The sequence below is a fragment of the Leptothrix toolikensis (SeqCode) genome (assembly GCF_057922285.1).
Window position 1 is genome coordinate 1 of the sequence record NZ_JBYSVC010000043.1, and the last position, 22,208, is coordinate 22,208.

Annotated in this window: 24 protein-coding genes; 18 read left to right on the forward strand and 6 right to left on the reverse strand. The window is 61.6% G+C overall.

What is annotated here, in order from left to right; genetic code table 11:
- Window positions 1-2,318: SLBB domain-containing protein (locus AC3VI7_RS07920; RefSeq protein WP_489671453.1), on the reverse strand; the 2,318-nt coding region annotated here is incomplete at its 3' end.
- A 55-nt stretch (window positions 2,319-2,373) separates the two neighbouring features.
- Entirely contained in the window at window positions 2,374-3,390 is a 1,017-nt protein-coding gene (locus tag AC3VI7_RS07925; protein WP_489669229.1) for a porin, read from the reverse strand.
- A gap of 231 nt (window positions 3,391-3,621) precedes the next feature.
- On the opposite strand from AC3VI7_RS07925, the gene AC3VI7_RS07930 reads away from it, so the two are divergent.
- From AC3VI7_RS07930 to erpA, 6 genes are all read left to right on the forward strand, one after another.
- On the forward strand, window positions 3,622-4,536 hold the full coding sequence (locus AC3VI7_RS07930) for a BMP family ABC transporter substrate-binding protein (protein WP_489669228.1): 915 nt from the start codon (window positions 3,622-3,624) through the stop codon (window positions 4,534-4,536).
- A gap of 154 nt (window positions 4,537-4,690) precedes the next feature.
- Window positions 4,691-5,119 (forward strand): 50S ribosomal protein L13, encoded by a 429-nt coding sequence (rplM, locus tag AC3VI7_RS07935; RefSeq protein WP_009453601.1) that lies wholly within the window; start codon window positions 4,691-4,693, stop codon window positions 5,117-5,119.
- Window positions 5,120-5,128: 9 nt separating this feature from the next.
- Window positions 5,129-5,521 (forward strand): 30S ribosomal protein S9, encoded by a 393-nt coding sequence (gene rpsI, locus AC3VI7_RS07940; RefSeq protein WP_489669227.1) that lies wholly within the window; start codon window positions 5,129-5,131, stop codon window positions 5,519-5,521.
- Window positions 5,522-5,638: 117 nt separating this feature from the next.
- Entirely contained in the window at window positions 5,639-6,082 is a 444-nt protein-coding gene (locus AC3VI7_RS07945; protein ID WP_489669226.1) for a hypothetical protein, read from the forward strand.
- Between the two features lie 93 nt (window positions 6,083-6,175).
- Window positions 6,176-6,559 carry a bactofilin family protein gene (locus AC3VI7_RS07950; protein ID WP_489669225.1) on the forward strand — a complete coding sequence of 128 codons (384 nt, stop codon included), beginning with the start codon at window positions 6,176-6,178 and terminating at the stop codon, window positions 6,557-6,559.
- 73 nt (window positions 6,560-6,632) lie between these two features.
- On the forward strand, window positions 6,633-6,998 hold the full coding sequence (erpA, locus tag AC3VI7_RS07955) for an iron-sulfur cluster insertion protein ErpA (protein ID WP_489669224.1): 366 nt from the start codon (window positions 6,633-6,635) through the stop codon (window positions 6,996-6,998).
- Window positions 6,999-7,013: 15 nt separating this feature from the next.
- On the opposite strand, the gene AC3VI7_RS07960 is transcribed toward erpA, so the two are convergent.
- Both AC3VI7_RS07960 and AC3VI7_RS07965 read right to left on the reverse strand, forming a co-directional pair.
- Window positions 7,014-8,144: an anhydro-N-acetylmuramic acid kinase gene (locus tag AC3VI7_RS07960; RefSeq protein ID WP_489669223.1), complete on the reverse strand. Its 1,131-nt coding sequence runs from the start codon at window positions 8,142-8,144 to the stop codon at window positions 7,014-7,016.
- Complete coding sequence (locus tag AC3VI7_RS07965) at window positions 8,141-9,547, reverse strand: M23 family metallopeptidase (protein WP_489669222.1); 1,407 nt, start codon at window positions 9,545-9,547, stop codon at window positions 8,141-8,143. The genes AC3VI7_RS07960 and AC3VI7_RS07965 overlap by 4 nt, the downstream gene beginning before the upstream one ends.
- Window positions 9,548-9,734: 187 nt before the next feature.
- Between AC3VI7_RS07965 and tyrS the strand changes: the two genes are divergently transcribed.
- Both tyrS and AC3VI7_RS07975 read left to right on the forward strand, forming a co-directional pair.
- Window positions 9,735-10,988, forward strand: a complete 1,254-nt coding sequence (tyrS, locus tag AC3VI7_RS07970) for a tyrosine--tRNA ligase (RefSeq protein ID WP_489669244.1) — start codon at window positions 9,735-9,737, stop codon at window positions 10,986-10,988.
- A gap of 16 nt (window positions 10,989-11,004) precedes the next feature.
- The gene (locus tag AC3VI7_RS07975; RefSeq protein WP_489669221.1) at window positions 11,005-11,919 is read left to right on the forward strand and encodes a cation diffusion facilitator family transporter; all 915 of its coding nucleotides are present in this window, start codon (window positions 11,005-11,007) and stop codon (window positions 11,917-11,919) included.
- Here AC3VI7_RS07975 and AC3VI7_RS07980 read toward each other — a convergent pair.
- On the reverse strand, window positions 11,804-12,868 hold the full coding sequence (locus AC3VI7_RS07980) for an NAD-dependent epimerase/dehydratase family protein (protein ID WP_489669220.1): 1,065 nt from the start codon (window positions 12,866-12,868) through the stop codon (window positions 11,804-11,806). The two genes, AC3VI7_RS07975 and AC3VI7_RS07980, sit on opposite strands and share 116 nt — an antisense overlap.
- A gap of 28 nt (window positions 12,869-12,896) precedes the next feature.
- Between AC3VI7_RS07980 and AC3VI7_RS07985 the strand changes: the two genes are divergently transcribed.
- Complete coding sequence (locus AC3VI7_RS07985; protein ID WP_489669218.1) at window positions 12,897-13,937, forward strand: CDP-6-deoxy-delta-3,4-glucoseen reductase; 1,041 nt, start codon at window positions 12,897-12,899, stop codon at window positions 13,935-13,937.
- Window positions 13,938-13,995: 58 nt separating this feature from the next.
- On the opposite strand, the gene rpsT is transcribed toward AC3VI7_RS07985, so the two are convergent.
- Window positions 13,996-14,301: a 30S ribosomal protein S20 gene (gene rpsT, locus AC3VI7_RS07990; protein ID WP_489669217.1), complete on the reverse strand. Its 306-nt coding sequence runs from the start codon at window positions 14,299-14,301 to the stop codon at window positions 13,996-13,998.
- A gap of 118 nt (window positions 14,302-14,419) precedes the next feature.
- Between rpsT and murJ the strand changes: the two genes are divergently transcribed.
- The 9 genes from murJ to AC3VI7_RS08035 form a co-directional block, all read left to right on the forward strand.
- Window positions 14,420-15,982 (forward strand): murein biosynthesis integral membrane protein MurJ, encoded by a 1,563-nt coding sequence (gene murJ / locus AC3VI7_RS07995; protein WP_489669216.1) that lies wholly within the window; start codon window positions 14,420-14,422, stop codon window positions 15,980-15,982.
- Between the two features lie 37 nt (window positions 15,983-16,019).
- A complete protein-coding gene (locus tag AC3VI7_RS08000; protein ID WP_489669215.1) occupies window positions 16,020-16,889 on the forward strand; it encodes a SirB1 family protein in 870 nt (289 codons plus the stop codon).
- Window positions 16,886-17,959 (forward strand): AI-2E family transporter, encoded by a 1,074-nt coding sequence (locus tag AC3VI7_RS08005; protein WP_489669214.1) that lies wholly within the window; start codon window positions 16,886-16,888, stop codon window positions 17,957-17,959. Before AC3VI7_RS08000 ends, AC3VI7_RS08005 begins: the two co-directional genes overlap by 4 nt.
- Window positions 17,960-17,974: 15 nt before the next feature.
- Window positions 17,975-18,679, forward strand: coding sequence for a DnaA regulatory inactivator Hda (hda, locus tag AC3VI7_RS08010; RefSeq protein ID WP_489669213.1), 705 nt, complete (start codon window positions 17,975-17,977; stop codon window positions 18,677-18,679).
- Window positions 18,676-19,371 carry an HAD family hydrolase gene (locus AC3VI7_RS08015; protein WP_489669212.1) on the forward strand — a complete coding sequence of 232 codons (696 nt, stop codon included), beginning with the start codon at window positions 18,676-18,678 and terminating at the stop codon, window positions 19,369-19,371. Before hda ends, AC3VI7_RS08015 begins: the two co-directional genes overlap by 4 nt.
- A complete protein-coding gene (gene pcnB, locus AC3VI7_RS08020; RefSeq protein ID WP_489669211.1) occupies window positions 19,368-20,927 on the forward strand; it encodes a polynucleotide adenylyltransferase PcnB in 1,560 nt (519 codons plus the stop codon). Before AC3VI7_RS08015 ends, pcnB begins: the two co-directional genes overlap by 4 nt.
- Entirely contained in the window at window positions 20,924-21,418 is a 495-nt protein-coding gene (gene folK / locus AC3VI7_RS08025) for a 2-amino-4-hydroxy-6-hydroxymethyldihydropteridine diphosphokinase (protein WP_489669210.1), read from the forward strand. Before pcnB ends, folK begins: the two co-directional genes overlap by 4 nt.
- Entirely contained in the window at window positions 21,415-21,765 is a 351-nt protein-coding gene (locus tag AC3VI7_RS08030; RefSeq protein WP_489669209.1) for a DMT family protein, read from the forward strand. Before folK ends, AC3VI7_RS08030 begins: the two co-directional genes overlap by 4 nt.
- Before the next feature lie 60 nt (window positions 21,766-21,825).
- Window positions 21,826-22,208, forward strand: a 383-nt coding sequence (locus AC3VI7_RS08035; protein WP_489671454.1) for a DUF47 domain-containing protein, incomplete at its 3' end; no start/stop codon positions are given.

The following is a 22,208-nucleotide window of genomic DNA, read 5'->3' on the forward strand; positions in this document are numbered from 1 at the left end:
CCCCGGGTGACGGCGGTCCAGAAGGTTTCGCGGTCGGTCTTTTCAGGCACGACCACCGTGTCGCCGGGCATCAGTTTCAGGTTGTCGAGCGAGGCATCGAACCAGCCACGATGCGCGTGGTTGTGCTCGACCGAGCCATCGGCCCGCACGACAAAGAGGCCCGCTTCGTTGGCATCGGGCTCAACCCCAGCCACATTCAGGTAATCGCGCAGCCGTTTTTCTTCGCGCCAGAGCAAGCCATTGGTGTTGGCCACCGCCCCCACCACCAGCACAAAGCCCGGGCGATGCGGGATGTAGATGCGGTCGCTGTCTTCCAAACTGACGTCGGGCAGATCACCCAAGGTGCTGGCGGCCGGATCAAGCTCCAAGGCGATGCGACCGTTCGACTTGATGCTCTTGAGGCGATTGATCTGGGCCTTGCGCGCTTCGAGGTGCGCCGTACGCAGTTGCAAGGCGGTTTGCACATCGCTGGTCACCAAATTGGCGGCTTGGTCGGCCCCGGCGCTGGCGAGCTGGTTCTCAAGCCGGTTCACGGCTTCGTTCAGGGCTGCTTGCTGGGCCAGTCGGGTCGAGGCTCGATTGAACTCGGTGCCGAACACATAGGCCTGGGGCGTGAGGCCGCCGATGCGGTGGATCAGGCCGCGCAACGATTCACCGGGGCGCACTTGGTAGACCCCAGGGGCTTGCACTTCCCCCTCAACCCGCACCAAGCGCGTCCGGCGGCTGACCGGGTTGCTGACATCGTTGATGCCAAAGATGGTCACCACATCGCCGGGCAAGAGCACCAGATCGTGCTCAGGATCGTGTTTGAGGACCGCCTTGCCCAAGTTAAAGGGCAGCACCTGCATGGTCAGGTCTTCGCGGTTCAGGCGCTCGACCACGGCGTATTCCCAGTTGGGCTCATCGACGATGTTGCGCACGTCGTGCTCGACGGTGCCTTGATTGACATCGACGGCCGCCGCCGCTTGGGCGGTGGGTGCCGTGAACTGCACCAGCCGGTTTTTGCGCTGGTAGTAGTCCGGGGTGATCAGGGCTTCGCGGTCGGGGATGAGCTGGCTGATGCGCATGCCCGTGCTGTGGGGATAACGCATGGGGGCGGCGACGGTGCCACGCAGGGTGACGGCATTGCCAAAAGCGGGGGCCAGACCGAACAAGGTGAGCAAGTCGCCATCGCGCAGCAGGGTGGTTTCCGCACTTTGATCGTCGAGCCTCACGGTGCCGACGCTGCGAGGGGCTTTGGTGTTGAGCGCGTCGATGCGTTCCAGCAAAGCTGTGGGGCGGTTGGTCGAGATGCGGCTCAAGCCGGCATAACCCAGCACCTTGGCGGCCGATTCGGTGCTGCTTTTGAGCTCAAAGATGGCCGGATTGTCGAGCGCACCGAGCAAGGCGATCTGGGCACCCTTGGGCAGGAAGACCACGGTATCGCCACTTTGCAGTCGCACATCTTGGGTTTTGTCGCCGTTGAGGATGAAGTCGTACAGATCAAGCTCGCCCACGATCTGATCATTGCGCTTGAGCTGGATACGCCGCAGGCTGCCGTTGGTGTTCGGGCCGCCGCTGGCAAAGACGGCGTTGATCAGCGTTGAGAGGCTGCTGACGGTGTAGCTGCCGGGTTTGCGCGCTTGGCCGACCACAAAAATTTGCATGCTGCGCAACTGGCCCAAGGTGACATTGAGGCTGAAATTGCGAAACACCCGCCCGATCTGGGTGCGCAGGACGGTTTCAGCCTCGCTGACCTTCACACCTGCCATGGTGATGGCACCGACGCGGGGCAGATTGATCAGACCGTTGCGATCCACCGTGGCGCGCAGATCCACGTCGATGCTGCCCCAGACCCGCACAAACAGCTCATCGCCGGGGCCAAGCACGTAGTCGGCTGGCACGGGCATGCGCTCGCCCGGCGCAAAGCTGCGATCCCCTGGATTGAAATAGCTTTGACCAAAAACGCCCAACTTGTGGCCTGTGGCGTTGAAGACGAAGCGTTGGAATTCGTTCTCGGCCAGCAAGTCGCGCCCGCTACCCACCAAGGGGTCTGATTCGGCTTTGACGTCTTGTGCGGGGTTGGGGTCCGATCCGAGTAGGCGCTGGTCTGCGGCCGCGTTGATCGGATGGGTGGCCGTGGCCGGATTGATGACGGTGGGACCGAGGCCGCTGGGCGTCATGGGACCGATGCCGGGCATGGCGGCGGGCTGCTGCGCTGCTTGGAGGGTTTGCAGGCCTTGCAGGCCACCGATATCAAAGCCTTGCGCCAAGGTCGGCTGAAGGCCGATGGACAGAGCAAGGAGAGCAAAACAAGCAACAAGGCGCAGCAATTTCATGCGGACGGAAGGACGAGATTGAGGCGCGATTGTCCACAATTTGATACGGCGGCCCTTAAAAAGCATGCCGCAAACCCATGGCCACGCTGTTGCCGTGGGCCAAGTCGGTGCGCTGCGTTTGCAAGGCCATGGCGTACAGCGCGGTGCGTGGGCTCAAGGTGTGGGCATAGCCCAAGCGCAGGGTGCTGGCTTGGCTGTTGTCGATGTCGAGCACTGAGCGACTCCAAGCGAGCAAGAGGTTGCCGGCTTGACCGAGTGGTGCCGCCAAGCTCAGATCCATCACCTTGGTCAGCGTGCCTTGGGCGCGGTCGTCGATGCCGATGGCTTGGGCATAGAGCTTGACGGCTCCCCAGTCATAGGTGGCCCCGAAGCTGCCGGTGCTTTCCTTTTGTCCTCCCAAACCGACCTTGACCTCTTGCCACGCGGCGCTGGCGCTGAAACGTGGTGCCGTGTAGCCCATGGTGAGTCCGAGGTTGCGGCTGCCGTTGCCTTCGGCCGCCGCCGCTTGGCCGCTGAAGCTCCAGCCATCTTGGCTCAGACCGACGTAGCTCAGCGCGTTGCTCCAAGCGGTGTCACCTTCTATCTGTGCGGCGCTGCCTCTAGGGTCGGACCACGCCAGCGAAAGAGTCGGTGCATCCCCCAAGGTGGCGCTGAAGCTGTTGAAAGCACGTGACGACACAAACATCAAGTTCGCTACACGGCCCATGCGGACCGTGCCGAACGAGCCGGAGAAGCCGATATTCGCGGCCCGCGACCAAGCGCCATCGCTGGGTGCGCCGGTCCATCGACCCGACTCACCGCTATCTGGGCGCAGGAAAGACTCTAAATTGAACAGCACCTTGGCCCCGCTTTCCAGCGCCTCCTCGCCACTTAGGCCGATGAAGCTGGTGTGCATGACGCCGCTTTGGATGTGGCTCAGGCGTGCGCTGCCGGCGCTTTGGAAGGATCCAAGGGCAACATCGAGCACGCCGTACAGCGCATAGCCCGGTTGCGCCTGCACCGAAGGGGTCAACGCCAAGGCCAACATCAGCGTGGCAAGGCCTGGGGCGACAGGGTGGCGGCAACGGGACATGACAACTCCGAAGGTTTCAGGGCGCGTGATAATCGCACGGTCCTTGTTGCGCTGTCCTTTCGCCCATTGCCCAGCGTGCCTTGTGTTTTGATGAAGAGGCTTGCCATGACCTATCGGTATAGGTATAGGACTCCGCCGGCTTGGGTCGTGCTGCTTGCGTTCGTCGGGGTCGTGGGCTGTCGGCCCGCCGAACAAGCTGTACCCCAACCGCCCCCCCTAAAGGTTGCTTTTGTGTCTGCCCATGCCGATGCTCAGCAGGCGCAGGCGCGCGACGCTGTTGCCGCCGAATTTGGTGCGCGTATCCACGTGCAGGCGGTGGATACGGTGGTGGATGAGGCCCAAGCCGAGGAAGCCTTGCGGGCCTTGGTGGCCGAGGGCCATGGACTGATTTTTGGTCAGGGGGTTGCGACGGAGGAGGGCGTGGCCGCGATGGCGGCCGCCATACGCCGTGTGGCTGCTGATGCTCCAGCGGCTCGTTTTGAGCAGTTGGGGGGCCACAAGACGATGCATAACTTGCGGGTCTTTGAGGCAAGAACCTACGAAAGTGCCTACCTTGTCGGCCTGATCGCTGGCACGCTCAGTCAAACCCACACCTTGGGGGTGATTGTCCCCACCGTGCAGCCCACGCTCGAAGCGATGCGCACGATCAATGCGTTCACTTTGGGGGCGCAAACAGCGGCCCCGCAGATCAAAACCAGGGTGGTGGGCTCGGCCCAGGCTGAGCAAGAGCTGGGGGCTGAAGTTGACATGGTTTTGCGTAGCACCGAGGCGCGCATGCAACTAGAGCGTGTCGGGCGGACTGCCGAACCGTTGGCGATTTTTGCGGTGGATTGGACGTCCTACTACCGCCAAGCCATCCAGTCCGTGCTGGATCAAAAGTGGGTTTCAGCGTCCCTGTGGTGGGGCCTGCGCGAAGAGGCCGTGGCGCTGGTGTCCATGTCGCCAAGGGTGCCTGTGCCGCTGAGGCAACGCGTGGAGGCGGCACAGGCCGATTTGAAACTCGGCAAGCCCCTGATCTGGAAAGGCCCCATCTTGGGGCAAGACGGTAAGGCGGTGCTGCGTCGCGATGAAGTGGCCACCGACAAGTTCTTGTACGGCATGAATTTCTATGTCAAGGGTGTGGAAGGCCAGCCACAGGGCTTCTGAATGGCTTTGAGGCATAATCGAGGGCTTTTCCGAAACGGTTTCCCGGAAAGAAAGTCTCTTCTTTGGAAGGGACCAGGGCCTGGGGCAAGAGGCTGCCTTTCAGAAGCAGCACCGAGCCCGACAGGATGGAAACCATGACTAACTCGATACAAGCATGAAAACCTTCAGCGCCAAACCGGCCGAAGTGCAGCACGAGTGGTTTGTGATTGACGCAGCCGACAAGGTTCTCGGACGAGTGGCCAGCGAAGTCGCTCTCCGTTTGCGTGGCAAGCACAAGCCCATCTATACGCCGCACGTGGATACCGGTGATTTCATCATCATCGTTAACGCCGACAAGATTCGCGTCACCGGCACCAAGTCCGAAGACAAGGTCTATTACCGTCATTCCGGTTATCCGGGCGGTATCTATGCGACCAAGTTCAAGGACATGCAGATCAAGCATCCGGGTCGCGCTATCGAAAAGGCTGTCAAGGGCATGTTGCCCAAGGGCCCGCTCGGCTACGCGATGATCAAGAAGCTGAAGGTTTATGCCGGTGCCACGCACCCGCACACCGCTCAGCAGCCCAAGACGCTTGTTCTCTAAGGAGCTGCCATGATCGGAGAATGGAATTACGGCACTGGCCGTCGCAAATCGTCTGTCGCACGGGTCTTCATCAAGAAGGGCACCGGCCAGATCACTGTCAACGGCAAGCCGGTCGGAGAGTACTTCGGCCGTCAAACGTCCATCATGATCGTCAAGCAGCCGTTGCTGTTGACCAATCATGCTGAAACGTTTGACATCAAGGTCAACGTCCACGGTGGTGGTGAATCCGGTCAAGCCGGTGCCGTGCGCCACGGTGTGACCCGCGCCCTCATCGAATACGATGCCACGCTCAAGCCTGATCTGAGCCGCGCTGGCTTCGTGACGCGCGATGCGCGTGAAGTCGAACGGAAGAAGGTCGGTCTGCACGGCGCTCGTCGTCGTAAGCAATTCAGCAAGCGCTGATGTCCTGAGAACCAAGGTTCCAGACCCAAGGGCTGCCAATGGCAGCCCTTCGTGTATCGTCGCGGCAAATCGTGCGTTGCTTGCTTGGCAGCAGCGTCGAGCGTTCGAGGTTTGCTCATGCGTTGGAAAGTTTTTCGTCGTCGTCTTTCAGTTAACTCATCGCGGTTTTCGGTCCGTACCCATACCCCGTGGCCGATGCGTTGGGCTTTATCGGCCTTGGTCCTCGGGTTTTCCGCTGCTTTAGCGCTATGGGCTTTCGAGGTGGGCAAAGAAATTTCAGGCGTTGAAGTCGGTGCCAACGAGGAACTTGCCAAGCTGCGTGAAGAGATTCAGAAAGTGCGCGGCGAGCGCGACGCCGCGCAATCCGTGGCCAACACCGCCGACAGCCTGCTGAAGACCGAGAAAGCAACCCAAGATCGCTTGGCCGCCCAAGTTCATTTGCTCGAAGAGCAAAATCTCGCGCTGACCCGCGATGTGCGGTTCTACGAGAAATTGGTGCCCGGTAAACAACGACCCACGCTACCCACAGCACCACAACACCCGCCCCGCAAGGCCCCGTGAGGTGCTATCTATCGGGATGTCTCGGATGATCTAAGCCTGCGTCGTACACTGCCCGTTTGGGGTCAAGGTTCAGGTTTGTCAGGAGAATCCGACATGTTCGGGCAAAAAAAACAACCAACGATACGAAGTTTGGTCGGCGAAGGTGCTCTTTTTGAGGGTACTTTGCGTTTCAGCGATGGCTTGCGCATCGATGGTGAAGTGCTTGGCGATGTGATTGCTCTGGGGGGCAGTAGCAACATGCTGTTCATCAGTGAGAAAGCCAAGGTCAACGGTACGGTCAAAGCGGGCCATGTCATCATCAACGGAGCCGTTAACGGCCCGGTCATCTCAACGCACATGCTTGAGTTGCAGTCTCGGGCCCATATCCAAGGTGACATTCGTTATGTCGCTCTTGAAATGCATCAGGGTGCGGTCATTGAGGGTTCATTGAACAAAATGACCGATGAAGAGAAAACAGCTCTCGTTGCGAGCAGTTGATTGAATCCCGGACCCATGTCCACATGCCCACACAGGCCCACACGTTTATCCATCGTTACGCAGGAGATTTTCAATGAGTGCAGTTGCTGCCACGGTCGCCCCAGAAATGCCGGTCCCGCTTCTTTTTACCGATGCTGCTGCTGCCAAGGTGGCTGATTTGGTCGCTGAAGAGGGTAATCCTGACCTGAAGCTGCGCGTCTTTGTTCAAGGCGGCGGTTGTTCAGGCTTTCAGTACGGTTTTACCTTCGATGAAATCGTCAACGAAGATGACACCGAAATGAAGAAAAACGGTGTGACCTTGTTGATCGACGCCATGAGCTTGCAATACTTGGTCGGTGCCGAAATTGACTACAAGGATGATCTGCAAGGTGCGCAGTTCGTCATCAAGAACCCGAATGCCACCACCACCTGCGGGTGTGGTTCAAGCTTCGCGGTTTGACTTTCGCGGTTTGATTCAGGCCGGATGGCGCGCGCCGAGGACTCTCAAGCCTTTCGCGCCCGTCACTGAAGGGTGATTGCCGGGCTGGTGTTGGGTGTGCGCCCAAGCCAGCCAAGCGAAGGCCGCCGCTTCAACATGATCCGGTGCCAAGCCCTCCTCAGCGGTGCTCAGCACCTTGGCTTGCGGCAAAGCTGCTTGCAGACGCTGCATCAGGTGCGTGTTGAAGGCACCCCCCCCACAAATCAGGACATCCTGAACATCCGCTGCGTAGCGCAGCAGCTCGTTGGCGATGCTGCGAGCGGTCAGTTCAGTCAGGGTGGCTTGCACGTCTGTGGCTGAAATGGGTTGTTCAGCCCATGCTTGGAGCTTGTGCGCCAGCCACGCGGCGTTGAAGAGATCGCGCCCGGTGCTTTTGGGCGCAGGCAGCGCGAAAAACATTTCTTGATGCAGGTGATCAAGCAGGCTTGGATCTACCCGACCTTGGGCGGCCCATGCACCATCACGGTCAAAAGGCTGTTGGCGGTGGGTTTGACACCAGTGATCCAGCAAGGTATTGCCCGGGCCGCAATCAAAACCGATTAGCGGCTGATCGGGGCGCAGCAGCGTGATGTTGCTGATCCCGCCGATGTTGACCACGCCGCGTATGCGATCCCCTCGGCCAAACAAGGCTTGATGAAAAGGGGGCACCAAGGGCGCACCTTGGCCACCTGCGGCCACATCGCGGCTGCGCAGGTCGGCGACCACATCGATGCCACTCAACTCGGCCAACAAAGCGGCCTGCAAGAGCTGAATGGTGTAGCCCGTGCCGTCGTGCAGGCCCGGTTGATGGCGCACGGTTTGACCATGGGCACCGATGGCGCTGATGTCTTGGGGGCGCAGCTGGGCTTGTTCGAGGAGATCGGCACAGGTTTCGGCATAGACCCGCGCCAGGGCGTTGCCCGCCAAGGCACTGCGATGCAGTTCATTGAAGCCCGGCGACTGCAAGGCCTGCAACTCGGCGTAAAGCGCGGGCGAGAAGGGCCGATGCGCATGGGCGCGCATGCCTTGCCATGTTCCGTCGGCATCAAAAGTACATAGCACGCCATCGACCCCGTCGAGGGAGGTGCCTGACATCAGGCCGATGAAGGAACGCGGGGCGGCTTTCATTCCATCCGGGCCATGGCGACGACCAAGCCATCGGCTTGTTGGGGCGCTGTCGCGGCGAGTTGTTCCATGGCTATGTTGGCGGCACGGTTGAAGGCTTTGCGCGCGGTGTTGGCCAAGGTGGTGAGTGGCGGGGAGCTGCGGGCGACGTTCGCTGGATCAACTTGATGGCCGTCGGTTTTGAATTCGAAATGCAGATGAGGCCCAGTGGCCAAGCCCGTTGAGCCCACGGCACCGATCAACTGGCCTCGGGTCACGCTTTGGCCCACTTTGACGCTGCTGCGGCTCAGGTGCGCATAGACCGTCTCCAGCGCGTCGCTGTGGCGCAGGCGGATGACGTTGCCGTAGCCTTTTTGCCAACCTGCAAACACCACTTGGCCGGTGCCCACCGCACGCACCGGGCTGCCCTTGGGGGCGGCGTAATCGATACCGAGGTGGTTATGCAGGTGATGACGGATCGGATGCATCCGGGCCGCGAAGCCGGAGGTGATGCGCGACGCGGGCAAGGGCTCCGCCAAGAACTGATGCTCTTTGCTCTGGCCTTGAGCGTCGAAGTAATGACCTTGGCCTTGGCCCGCTTGGGCAAACCAGAAGGCCTCGAAGCGGCGTCCTTGGTTGACGAATTGAGCCGCGATCAAGTGATGCGGTTCTTGGGTCCATAGGGCGGCCTCGGCATCGACACTCAGGGTTTCGTAGATCACCGTGAAGTGGTCGCCAGCGCGCAGACCATGGTGGACATCGATGTCGTTGGCAAACAAATCGCTCAGTTGCAGGGTGATGGATTCGGGTAATTGGGCTTGGTCTGCGGCGGCAAACAGGCTCGACTCGATCTGGACGCTGCGGACATGGGTTTGGGTGTGCAGCGCTTGCAAGCTTTCTTCGACTTTGAACGTGCTGCCTTGGCGAGTGATGTGAATTTGGCTGGCGTGGCTGTTTTGGCGCTCCGCTTGGCTGGGGGGGCCAAGCACGACCATGTCGCTCAGGCTGGCCCCGGAAACGCCGCTGCCTGAGGTGGTGACTTGGACGAACTTGCCGACTGGGGCCGCCAGAATCTTGTGAGCGACGGGATGCTGGCGCAGGAAGAGCGCCGCTTGTGGGTCGTCCACGCCCAGACGCTGGAGCAGCGTGTCCATCGTGTCGCCGGCTTGAGTCCGGTGGCTGTGATGCAAAGTCACCGGCTGATCGGCCAAAGCCTCGACTTGATCGTCGAGATCATCCGGACTTGCCAAGGATTCGGTCAGGATGCGCACTGTGACAGGCGCGCTGTCGGTCACCGTGAGTGGGGCCACGCTGAAGGCGGTGGCCCCAAAGCCGAGCAGCAGGGCCACGAGGGTGGCGATGGTTGCGGTGCGTCGGGTGGCGTACCGAGAGTCGATGGCGTCAAGAGAGCGGTTGGGCGCGTTCAAGGGCGGTCCTTTGCGTTGCGGCCCCTGATCTGCCCGATGATCAGCGACAAAGCAATGGGCATCCCGAGCCGAAGCTCTAGAATCCGGGCCACCTTGGAAGCCGGCGCAGTATATCGGCTGTGACGAAAGTCACCTTCCTGTTAACCCGTACCCCGCCCGTGGCGGTTGTTGTCGCATGTCATCTCCGTTGTCTGAAGCTCTTGTGGCCCCCGTGGGCGCGATCCCTGTGGGTTCTGTCTTGTCCGAGGGCGTGCGCGCCGCGCTGGATGTCACTCGCCGGGGCTGCGACGAGTTGCTGCCCGAAGGCGACTGGATCCGTAAATTGCAGCGCGCCGAAGCCACTGGCGTGCCGCTGCGCATCAAGCTCGGCCTCGACCCGACCGCGCCCGACATCCACCTTGGCCACACCGTGGTGCTCAACAAGCTGCGTCAGTTGCAAGACATCGGCCACACCGTGATCTTCCTGATCGGTGACTTCACCTCGATGATCGGCGACCCTTCGGGCCGCAACACCACGCGCCCGCCGCTCACGCCTGAGCAGATCAAGCTCAACGCCGAGACCTACTACCGCCAAGCCAGCTTGGTGCTCGAACCCGACAAGACCGAGATTCGCTACAACAGCGAGTGGTGCGACCCGCTGGGCGCGCGCGGCATGATCCAGCTGGCCAGCCGCTACACGGTGGCGCGGATGATGGAGCGCAATGATTTCCACGACCGCTTCCATGCCGGCACCTCGATTGCAGTCCACGAGTTCCTCTACCCGCTGATGCAGGGCTACGACTCGGTGGCCTTGAAGAGCGACTTGGAGCTCGGCGGCACCGATCAGAAGTTCAACCTGTTGATGGGCCGCCACTTGCAGGCCGAATACGGCCAAGAGCCGCAGTGCATCCTGACCATGCCGCTGCTGGTGGGTTTGGACGGCGTCGAGAAGATGTCGAAGTCGAAGAACAACTACATCGGCATCAGCGAGCCGGCGAATCAGATGTTCGCCAAGTTGCTCTCGATCAGCGACACCTTGATGTGGAGCTACTTCACCTTGCTGAGCTTCAGGAGCGAAGCCGAGATTGCCGGTTTGCGCGCTGAGGTCGAGGCCGGTCGCAATCCGAAGGATGCCAAGGTGCTGCTGGCCAAGGAGATCACGGCGCGTTTCCACGGCGCGGCGGCGGCTGACACGGCCGAGCAGGATTTCAACAACCGCGCCAAGGGCGGCATCCCGGACGATGTGCCCGCAGTGAGCCTCACCGGCGCACCGCTCGGCATCGGTGCGCTGCTCAAGCAAGCCAACTTGGTGGCCTCGTCGAGCGAAGGCTTGCGCATGGTCGAGCAGGGCGGCGTGCGCATCGACGGTGCGGTGATCAGCGACAAAGGCCTGAAGGTGGATGCCGGCAGCTTCGTCGTGCAGGTCGGCAAGCGCAAGTTCGCGCGCGTGACGCTGGGCTGACTCACCAAGGGCGCTTATGCAAGTCAGCGCCTACTTGAAACTTTCGATCGCGGTGGCCATCGCCACCATCGCCCTCAAAACCTCAGCTTGGTGGCTGACAGGTTCGGTGGGTTTGCTCTCAGACGCGATGGAGTCGCTGGTCAATCTGGCTGGGGCGATGTTTGCTTTGGTCATGGTGACCTTGGCGGCCCAGCCCCCGGACAAAGAACACCCTTACGGCCATTTCAAGGCCGAGTATTTCTCCAGCGGCTTTGAAGGCGTGCTGATCTTTGTGGCCTCGCTTGGCATCATCTGGGCAGCCATCGAGCGCATTCTCATGCCCCAGCCCATGGAAGCCATCGGCTGGGGCATGGCCTTGTCGGCGATCAGCACTGCGCTCAATGGCGGCTTGGCGTGGGCGATGTTGCGCAAGGCCAAAGAGCACCGCTCGATGGCGCTCGAAGCCGATGCGCGCCACCTGATGACCGACGTTTGGACCTCGGTGGGCGTGGTGGGCGGGCTCTTTGCCGTGCAGCTCAGCGGTTGGTGGTGGTTGGACCCGCTGATCGCCATCGGCGTGGCGCTGAACATCTTGCGCGAAGGCACCTCGTTGATCGCCCGCTCGGCCTCCGGTTTGATGGACCAAGCGGTCGAATCTGAGGTCCGTGAGCAGATCGACGCGGTGCTCGACACCTTCCGTGATTTGCCGATCCGTTTCGATCACTTGGTCACGCGCCGGGCCGGGCACCGCTGCTATGTCGATCTGCACATGCACATGCCCGCCGTTTGGACTTTGGGCCAAGCGGCGGCGGTGCGCAGTTCGGTCGAGCACGCCCTTATGAACGCGGTGCCGGGGCTGCGGGCGACGATCCAGTTGCTGCCGCTGGATGTGGAGGCGCATCTGGACGAGCCGTTGGAGCCGCTGTCACCCGCCTCGCCAGCCCGGCCTTGATGTCGGGGTAACGCAGCACCAGCCGCAATTCGCGCTCAAGTCGGGTGGCGTCGAGCCGGCGTGATTCGCTCATGAAACTCAAGGTCATGGGGTTGAGCTGCGTGCTTGCTTCGGCTCGACTCAAGCGTGGCGGGCGTGGCAGGTGGCTCAGATCGGCCACAAGGTCGAAGTAGTCGCCCATGCGCAGCTCGCTTTGGTCGCAGACGTGGATCACCCGCTGCGGCTTGGCGCGCCACAGCGCGGCGATGCAGGCCCGGGCCAAATCATCGGCGTGGATGTGATTGGTGTAGACGTCGTCCTCAGCGCGCAGCACCGGCGCGCTGCGGCGCACGCGTTCACGCGGGTCACCGCCTTCGCGGTCAAGGGCGTAGATGCCGGGGATACGCAACAAGGCGATTTGCAACGGTGCCTCAAGGTGCTTGCCGCGCTGGCGCAGTTGGCGTTCAGCGTCCACCCGTCGCGCTGCGCGGGCTGTGGCCGGGGCCACAGGGCGGGTTTCATCAAAACGCGCTCCGCCTGTATCACCGTAAACCCCGGTGGTGCTGGCATAGATCAGGCGTTCAACCGAGGTGCCCAAGGCGTTCAGCAAATGGCGCGTGCGCGGGTCTTTGGAGGCATGGTTGGGCGTTGAAGGCTGCGTGGGTGGCGGTGCCAGATGCATCACCCACGGGGCAAGGCCCCGCAGGCGCTTCAAGCTGCGCGGTTGATCCAAGTTACCCGTGATGGGGATGAGCCCGTGTTGACGCAGCTGCGCAAAGCGCTCGGGGCTGGAGCTGAGCGCCCGCAGCCGCAGGCGTCCCCCCAAGGCTTGGGCGACGCGCAGACCCACATCCCCACAGCCGACGATCAAGAGCCGGGGTTGACGAAAGGCCCTGGGCTTGCTGCATGCTGGGGTTCGGCCGGCGAGGGATGAAAAAGACGAAGGCGAAGGCACAATCGCGGTCCTCATGATTTGGATGTGAACGAAGGATAGCGACATGACCTGTAGCGTGACGGTGCAACCGTCGGGCCGCCATTTTGAGGCTCAGCCTGATGAAACCCTGCTGGCAGCGGCGATTCGCCAAGGCGTTGGGCTGCCTTATGGTTGCAAGGACGGTGCTTGCGGCTCCTGCAAATGCCAGCTGATCAGCGGCTCGGTGGTGCATGGCGCGCACCAAGCCAAGGCGCTGAGCCCCGAGGAAGAAGCGGCCGGCAAGATTCTGAGCTGCCGGGCGGTGCCGCAGACCGATTGCGTGCTTGATGTGCCGCAAGTGACGGCGGCGGACCAGTTCCCGGTGCTGAAAATGCCGGCCCGGGTCATCAGCATCAGCAAGCCGACCCGCGATGTCGCCTTGGTGCAACTGCAACTGCCGGCCCATCAGTCGTTTCGCTATCACGCTGGCCAGTACGTGGATGTGCTGCTGCGCGACGGGGTGCGACGCAGCTACTCGATGGCCAGCGCTCCGCGTGATGGGCAGCTCAGCATCGAGTTGCATATCCGCCACTTGCCAGGTGGCAAGTTCACCGATCACGTGTTTGGGGCGATGAAGGAGAAGGAAATCCTCCGCCTAGAAGGCCCCTTTGGCAGCTTTGGTGTGCAAGCGGGCGGCGCGCCGATCATCTTGCTGGCTTCGGGCACGGGGTTTGCGCCGATCAAGGCGATGCTTGAAGTCCTGCAAGCTGAAGCTTCAACACGATCAGTGAGCCTGTATTGGGGCTGTCGCACCCAGGCAGATTTGTATGCCGAGGACTGGATCAAGCAGGCTTTGACGACGCTGCCGCAGCTGCGTTATGTGCCGGTGCTTTCCGAGCCGCGCGCTGAAGAGGCTTGGACGGGGCGCACAGGATGGGTTCATGAGGCGGTGATGCAGGATCACCCGAACCTTGCCGGGCATCAGGTCTATGCCTGCGGTGTGCCGGTGATGGTGGAGGCTGCGCAGCGCGACTTTGTCGGGCAGTGTGCTTTGCCGGCGGAGGCGTTCTTTGCGGATGCCTTCACGTCAGAAGCTGACAAAGCGGCTGTGATCGCTGCTGTGTGATGTCGCCATGAAGAAAGGCCCGCATGGCGGGCCTTTCGTTCCATCCGGAGCAGCTGATTTAGGCGGCGGCGGGCGCAGCCAGGCTCTTGACCTTGGCTGCAAGGCGGCTCTTCAAGCGAGAGGCCTTGTTCTTGTGAAAGATGCCTTTGTCGGCGATCGAATCGATCACGCCTTGGGCAGACTTGAAAGTGTCACCGGCCTTGGCCTTGTCGCCAGTCGCTACAGCCTTCAGCACGCCCTTGATGGCGGTGCGGAACTTGGAGCGAAGCGAAGAATTCTGGGCGTTCAGCTTGACGTCCTGACGTGCGCGCTTGCGACCTGAGGCAAGGCGGACCGTCTTCTTTTTGGCTTTTGCGGTTGCCATGGTTATGCAGTGTCCGGATGATGGAAAGTCTTGGATTGTAGCATGGGCCTGTTGGCGCGCCACCACCAAGTGAATTGACGGGATAATCAGCGCCCTTCGAGGTCAGGATGAATCCCTTATGAATCTGTTGCGCGCCGCCTCTTTGGTGTCCTTGCTGACCTTGGCCTCGCGCATCACCGGCTTGGTCCGTGAGCAGCTCATCGCCGCCACGTTTGGTGCGAGTGCGCTCACCGATGCGTTTCAAGTCGCCTTTCGGATCCCCAATCTGCTGCGTCGCCTCTTTGCTGAAGGGGCGTTCTCCCAAGCCTTTGTGCCGATCTTGGTGGCGTCGCGCACCCGTGAGGGCGATGAGCCGACGCGCCGCTTGATCGACGCCGTGGCCACGGTGTTGGCTTGGGTGCTGCTGGGGGTCAGTGTCTTGGGCGTGCTGGCTGCGCCCGTGCTGGTCTGGGTCATGGCGGCCGGGTTGCCGCCTGAAGGGGCTGATGCGGCAGTCGTGATGACGCGCTGGATGTTTCCCTACATCGGCTGCATGTCCTTGGTGGCTTTGTCGGCTGGTATTTTGAACACGTGGAAGCGTTTTGCCGTGCCAGCGGTCACGCCTGTGATCCTCAATGTGTGCGTGATCGCTGCGGCTTGGCTGGGCGCGCCGTGGTTGCAGCGCCATGGCTGGCCGCCGATTTATGCCTTGGCCTTGGGCGTGATGGTGGGGGGGGCGCTGCAACTGGCGGTGCAAATACCCGCCTTGGCGCGACTGGGTTTGATGCCTCGGATCGGCCTGGGGCCAACGGCTTTTCGGGCCGCTTGGCGGCATGAGGGCGTGCGACGCATCCTGCGTCAGATGGGGCCGGCCTTGCTGGGCGTGTCGGTGGCGCAACTCTCCTTGCTGATCAACACCCAGATCGGCTCCCACTTGCAGGCCGGGTCGGTCTCGTGGCTGACTTACGCCGACCGGCTGATGGAGTTCCCCACCGCCTTGCTGGGGGTTGCACTGGGCGTGGTGCTGCTGCCGCAACTCGCTGCGTCCCAAGCCAGCGGTGAAGCCACGCGTTACTCGGCCTTGCTGGATTGGGGCTTGCGGCTGGTGGCTTTGCTGGCGCTGCCGTGTTCGGTGGCACTGATGGTGTTTCCGACGCCTTTGGTCGCGGTGCTCTATCACTACGGGCGCTTCAGCGCCACCGATGTGCATCAGACCGTGATCGCCCTGATGGGCTACGGCGTGGGTTTGATGGGCCTGATCGCCATCAAGGTGCTGGCTCCCGGGTTTTATGCGCGCCAAGACATCCGCACGCCCGTGCGCATCGCCGTGGGGGTGCTGATCCTGACCCAGCTTTTGAACCTGGTTTTCGTGCCTTGGCTGGGCCATGCCGGTCTGGCTTTATCGATCGGTTTGGCCGCTTGGGTCAACGCCATCTGGCTGCTCAAAGGCTTGTTGCGCAACGGGCACTATCAACCCGAACCCGGCTGGGGCGTTTTTCTGCTGCGCTTGCTGGCAGCGGCGGGGGTGATGGGCGCTGGTTTGCTCTGGGCTCAGACCGGGCTGGATTGGGTGGGCCTGCAAGCCCGGGCGGATCTGCGGGTGGCGGCGCTGGCTTTGGTGCTCGGTGCGGCAGCGCTGATCTATTTTGGCGTTTTGCACCTGTTGGGCTTGCGCTGGCGCGCATTCATCCGGCGTGGCTGAGGCTTGGGCCTTTGCGGCTTGCCCCTACACTGCGGCCATGAATTGGACCGTTCTCACGCCGATCGACTACTTTGCTGCCCTCGTGGCCGAGGATGAGGGTTTTGCCCTGACCGAGGCCGCAATTTCTGTAGCCCAGGATGAATATCCCGCGCTCGATGTCCAGCAAGTCTTGACGGATATCGACGCCTTGGCGCTGCGCTTGCGCCAGCATCTTCCCGTGGAGGTGGGGCCGCTGCAACGCGTCAGGGTCTTGCATCAGTTCTTTTTTGAAGAGTGCGCCTTCGCGTGCAACCAGACCGACTACTACAGCCCGGCCAACAGTTATCTGCATGAGGTGTTGCGCACGCGCCGTGGTATCCCGATCACGCTGGCCGTGCTTTATCTGGAGTTGGCGGGGCAGATTGGGTTGATCGCTGACGGCGTGTCGTTTCCGGGGCACTTCTTGATTCGGCTGCGTTTGCCCCTTGGGGACGCGATCATCGACCCGGCGTGTGGCACCTCCTTGTCCAAGGAGGCCATGGGCGAGCGCTTGGAGCCGTATCTTCAGTCGGGCGTGGGGCTACCGGCTTACTCCTTGGCGGATTACCTGCGGGCGGCGTCGCCGCGTGAAATCATGGCGCGTTTGCTGCGCAACCTTGAATCGACCCATCGCAGCCAAGAAGACTGGCAGCGCTTGCTCGCCGTGCAAGGTCGCTTGGTGAGCCTGCAACCCCAAGCGTGGGAGCGTTACCGCGACCGAGGTTTGACCTTGGCGAGGTTGGGGCAGAACGAAGCGGCCATCCAAGATCTGGGGGTCTATCTTCAGCATGCCGATGACGCACCCGATTGGGCGCGTATGGATGAGCAATGGCGGCGCTTGCGGGCGGCTCGCCGGAGCACCTTGCCTAAAATGCGCCCCTATCCATGACCATGAGCATCACCTCGACACAACGCTTGATGATCGGTTGGGCTGCCCTTGGCTTGGCCTTGGCGGGTGGCGTGTGGCTGCTCTTGCCGGTGCTCACCCCTTTTGTCGAGGCCTTGGTGCTGGCTTATGTGTTGCTGCCACTGGTGGATCGCCTGTCCAAGCCGTTGGGATCGTGGCCTCGGCCTTTGGCGGCGTTGCTGGTTGAGATGTTGGCCTTGGGCCTGTTGTGCGGTGTGGTGTTGTTGATCGTGCCGGTGCTCTCTAAACAGTGGCCCCTGCTGCGCGAGCAGATCCCCTTGCTGGCGGTGCGGCTGCATGTTTGGCTGACACCGTTGTTGGCTGAGCTCGGCTGGCAAGTGCCGTTGGATGAGGCGAGCTTAAAAGCCTTTGTCATGAAGTACCTCAACGCCAATCTGGAAGATGGTCTGATGGCCACCTTCAATTCGATTCGGATCGGCGGCAGTTTTTTGCTGGCGCTGCTGGGCAACGTGGTGTTGGTGCCGGTGGTGCTTTATTACGTGCTGGTGGATCGGGCCAGCATGACCCGGCGCGTGCATCAATTGGTGCCGCCGCGTCTTGCTTCGAGGGTCTACGCCTTTGGGGCTGAATGCAACGAGGTGTTGAGTCAGTACCTGCGCGGTCAGTTGCGGGTCATGGCCGTGTTGTGCGTGTATTACGCTGGGGCGATGGCCTTGGCCGGCTTTGATCTTGCTTTGCCCTTGGGGGTGCTCACAGGGTGTGCCATTTTGGTACCTTATGTGGGTTTTGGCTTGGGTGCCCTGCTGGCGCTCTTGGCGGGGTTGTTGCAGTTTCCTGGCCTGTACGGGCCGCTGGCGGTGGTGTTGATTTACGGACTTGGCCAGATCCTTGAGGGCTTTTTCCTCACGCCGCGCTTGGTGGGCGAGCGCATCGGCATGCATCCCTTGGCGGTTATTTTTGTCTTGCTGGCCTTTGGCCACTTGTTTGGTCTGGTGGGTGTGTTGGTGGCTTTGCCGGTGGGGGCGGTGGTGTTGGTGGCCTTGCGCCGCTTGCGCACGCTCTACCATGGCAGCGCGTGGTATCTCGGTTGATCTGATGACGGTGCGATGAAAACTGACGACTCTCTCCCGGTGCGGCAAGTGCCTCTGGCTTTCGAGTCGGATCGCTCCTGCCAGTTCGATACGTATTGGCCGGGGGCCAACCATCCCCAGTGGCCGCATCTGCGGCAGATGCTCAGCCTGCCTCAGGCGGCTTTGCCGGTGTACCTCTGGGGGGCAGTGGGCTCAGGCAAAACCCATTTGCTGCGTGCCGCACAGGCGGAAGCCGAAGCCCGTGGTGTGCAGGTGGCGTGGTTCGATGCCGACATGGCGATGCCTTGGGTGCTCGACGACGATGCGCAACTCATCGTGCTCGATGACTGTGATCGCTTTGATGCTGCCCAGCAGCACGCGGCTTTTGTGATGTTTGTCGAGGCCGTGAGCCGCGATCTGCCTTTGCTGGCTGCGGGCCACTTGCCGCCGGTCGATTTGGACGTTCGCGACGATTTGCGCAGCCGATTGGGCTGGGGTCTGGTGTTCCAATTGGTGCCGCCCACCGAAGATGAAATGCGCCTTTTGCTGCGGCGTGATGCTGATCGGCGTGGGATTTTTCTTTCGGACGATGTGATGGATTTTCTCTTGCGACGCTTGGCGCGTGATCTCAGCCATTTGATGGCGGTGCTGGACCGGATTGATCGCTACGCCTTGGCGGCTCAGCGGGCCGTGACGGTGCCTTTGGTGCGCCAGATGCTGGCGGCGGAGGAGCAGCCATGACCTCGGCTGGCAAAGTCAAACCCAAGCGGCTGTGTTTGTTCGATCTGGACGGCACGTTGCTGCCGATTGATTCCGATCACAGCTTTGGCGAGTTCATGGTTCACATCGGCTGGGCCGACGGCGAAAGCTTTCGGCGCACCAACGATGCTTTCTTTGCCCAATACCAAGCCGGGACGATGGATCTGGCGGCCTATGTGGATTTCGCCACCCGCGTTTGGCGCAGTCGGCCACCCTTTGAGGCTGAAGCGGCGCGCGTGCGCTTTATGGCCGAGGTGATTCAGCCCGCCTTGCACGGCAGTGCGCTGGCCTTGGTGCAGCAGCACCAAGAAGCGGGTGATTTGGTCGCCATCGTGACGGCGACCAACGCGTTTGTGACCACGCCGATTGCAGCGGCTTTTGGCGTGAGTCATCTGCTCGCAGTCGATCTGGAACAGACCCCTCTGGGGGGGTGGACAGGCCGGATTCAAGGTACGCCCACCTTCCGTGAGGGCAAGGTCGTGCGTGTGCATGCTTGGCTGGCGGACCTCGGCCTGCGCTTGAGCGACTTTGAGCAAGTCAGCGTCTACAGCGACTCCATCAACGATCTACCCCTGCTGGAGATGGCCAGTCATCCCGTGGCAACCAACCCGGGGGCGTCTCTGGAAACGGTGGCGCATGCGCGCGGCTGGCAAATCTTGCGATTGTTTTCATGATCAAAAAATTCATCAGTACCTTGTTTCGGCGCAGCAAAGCGGCTGCGCCCGCCCAAGACGTGGCTCCCGTCTCCGAACCCGTGACCGGACGGCGTGTCGAGGTGCCGTTCGAAAAACACCGCATCGACCTGGCGTTGATCGACGAGCGGGCGATTCGTGTGGTTTCAACCTTGCAAGAGGCGGGTTTCGAGGCCTACATCGTTGGGGGTGCGGTGCGCGATCTGTTGCTCAGCCATCGGCCCAAGGACTTTGATGTCGCCACCAACGCCACGCCGGCGCAGGTCAAAGCGTTGTTTCGGCGCGCCTTCATCATTGGGCGGCGTTTTCAGTTGGTGCATGTGGTCTTTGGCCGGGGGCGAGAGCACGAAGTGATCGAGGTTTCGACCTTCCGCGCGCTGCTTGATCCTGATGAGGTCTCGGTGGGCAAGACGGAGCGCACCACCAAGGCGGAGTTGGTCGGTAAGAGCCATGCGGTCGATGCCAGTGGGCGGGTGCTGCGCGACAACGTCTGGGGACCGCAGGACGAAGACGCGGCGCGGCGTGATTTCACGGTCAATGCGCTTTATTACGATCCCGCCCGTCAGGTGGTGATCGACTACCACCACGGTATCGACGATGCGGGCAAGCGGGTGTTGCGCATGATCGGTGACCCGAGTGCGCGCTTCCGCGAAGACCCGGTACGCATCATCCGTGTGGTGCGTTTTGCGGCCAAGCTTGGCTTTGAGATCGAGCCGCATACCCGCGCACCGATGCGCAGCATGGCTGATTTGCTCGCCAACGTGCCGACCTCGCGGGTGTTCGATGAAATGATCAAGCTTCTCCAGACCGGCCACGCCTTGGCCAGCTTGGAGGAGTTGCGCAAGCAAGGCTTGCATCGCGGCCTGTTCCCGATTCTTGATGCGGTGCTGGACGACGCGCACCAACACGATGGCCGCGAGAAGTTCATCCAATTGGCCCTCGGGGATACCGATCGTCGGGTCTCCGAAGGCAAGCCGGTGGCCCCGAGCTTCATGCTGGCTTGCATGCTTTGGCACGACGTGCTGCGCCGTTGGGACGAGATCCGTGCCACCACAGCTGGCGTGCCTTTGATGCAAGCGCTGCAAGAAGCCGTCGATGCGGTCTTCAATGCCCGCATCGGCGACATCTCAGGGCGCGGCAAGCTGGGCCTCGATATGCGCGAAATGTGGCTCATGCAGCCGCGTTTTGAGCGGCGTCAATTTGCCGCTGCGGTGACGTTGGTCGAACAGCCCCGTTTTCGGGCCGGCTTTGATTTCCTGCGTTTGCGGGCGCAGGCGGGCGAGATCGACCCGGAGCTGGCCCGCTGGTGGGAGGCTTTTTCGTTGGCCGATGAGGATGAGCGCCGTGAGCTGATTGAGCAGAGCCGGCGCGATGAACAGGTCCGCCGTGCTCAGGCCGTGCCTGAGGCGGGTGGTGGCTCGTCGGGTGGCGATGCGGTGGCTGCGCCCGCCAAGCGGCGTCCGCGCCGACGCCGGCGTGTGGCCAAAGAAGAAGGCAGCGGGGTTCCCGCTGAGTCGGCCGAAACGGTGTCGTCTTGATCGCTTGGGTGGGTCTCGGGGCCAATTTGGGGCCCGCCCAAGCCACCCTTGATCAGGCGTGTCAGGCCTTGGACCAAGCCCTTGGCTGCCGTGTCACCGCCGTGTCGTCATGGTGGCGCAGTGCGCCGGTCGATGCCGATGGCCCCGATTACGTCAATGGTGTGCTGCGCCTTGAAACATCCCTAGAGCCCGAAGCCTTGCTCGACACCCTGCAAGCGCTTGAGCAGCACTTTGGGCGTGAGCGCAGTTATCGCAACGCGCCACGGACCTTGGATCTGGATCTGCTGTTTTATGGTGGGGCGCTGCCGCTCGGTCTCCAGCTAGAGACGCTGCGTTTGCAGCTGCCGCATCCGCGTATCGCTGAGCGCGCCTTTGTGTTGTGCCCACTGCTGGAGCTGCTGCCGACCTTGGTTTTGCCGGGGGTGGCCGATGCCGCCGCTTTGTGTACGCAGCTCCGCGCTTCACAGCGCATCGATCCCCTCGCCGCATGATGTCGTCCTCCCTTTGGCAGACCGTGGGCTTGCTGCTGCTGTCGAACATTTTCATGACCATCGCTTGGTATGGTCATCTGAAAAATATGGCAGATCGGACCTGGTACGTCGCTGCCTTGGTCAGTTGGGGCATCGCCTTGTTTGAGTACCTCTTGCAAGTGCCCGCCAACCGGATCGGCCATACAGCGGGCATCTCGTTGGCGCAACTCAAGATCACCCAAGAGGTGATCACTCTGGTGGTTTTCGTGCCCTTTGCCATGCTCTACATGAAACAAGCTTTTCGCTGGGACTTTGTCTGGGCGGGTTTGTGTTTGCTGGGTGCGGTTTATTTCATCTTCCGCGAGTGAGTGCGAAACCGGGGCGTGGCACGGGTACACTCGCGCCGTTTCAAGTGGATCGGAGTTCCCATGTTCGGCAAGCTGCTGCCGCGTGAAGGCAATTTTTTCGAGTTGTTTAACGCCCATGGTGCCAAGATCGTTGAAGGCGCGCGCGCCTTCCATGCCTTGGTGCAGAACTATGACAACACCACCCTGAGGGCCCGTTACGGCCACGAGGTGGATGAGGCGGAGCATGCCGCCGACAAGATCACCACCGAGGTGAATCGGCTGCTGCATAAGACCTTCATCACCCCGATTGATCGCGATCAGATCCATTCGCTCATCAATTCGATGGACGACATCGTTGATTTGGTCCAAGACGCCACCGAAACCATGGCGCTCTACGACGTGCGCAGCGTCACCGACGAGGTGCTGCAACTGAGCGATTTGTCGCTCAAGTGCTGCGAGCGCGT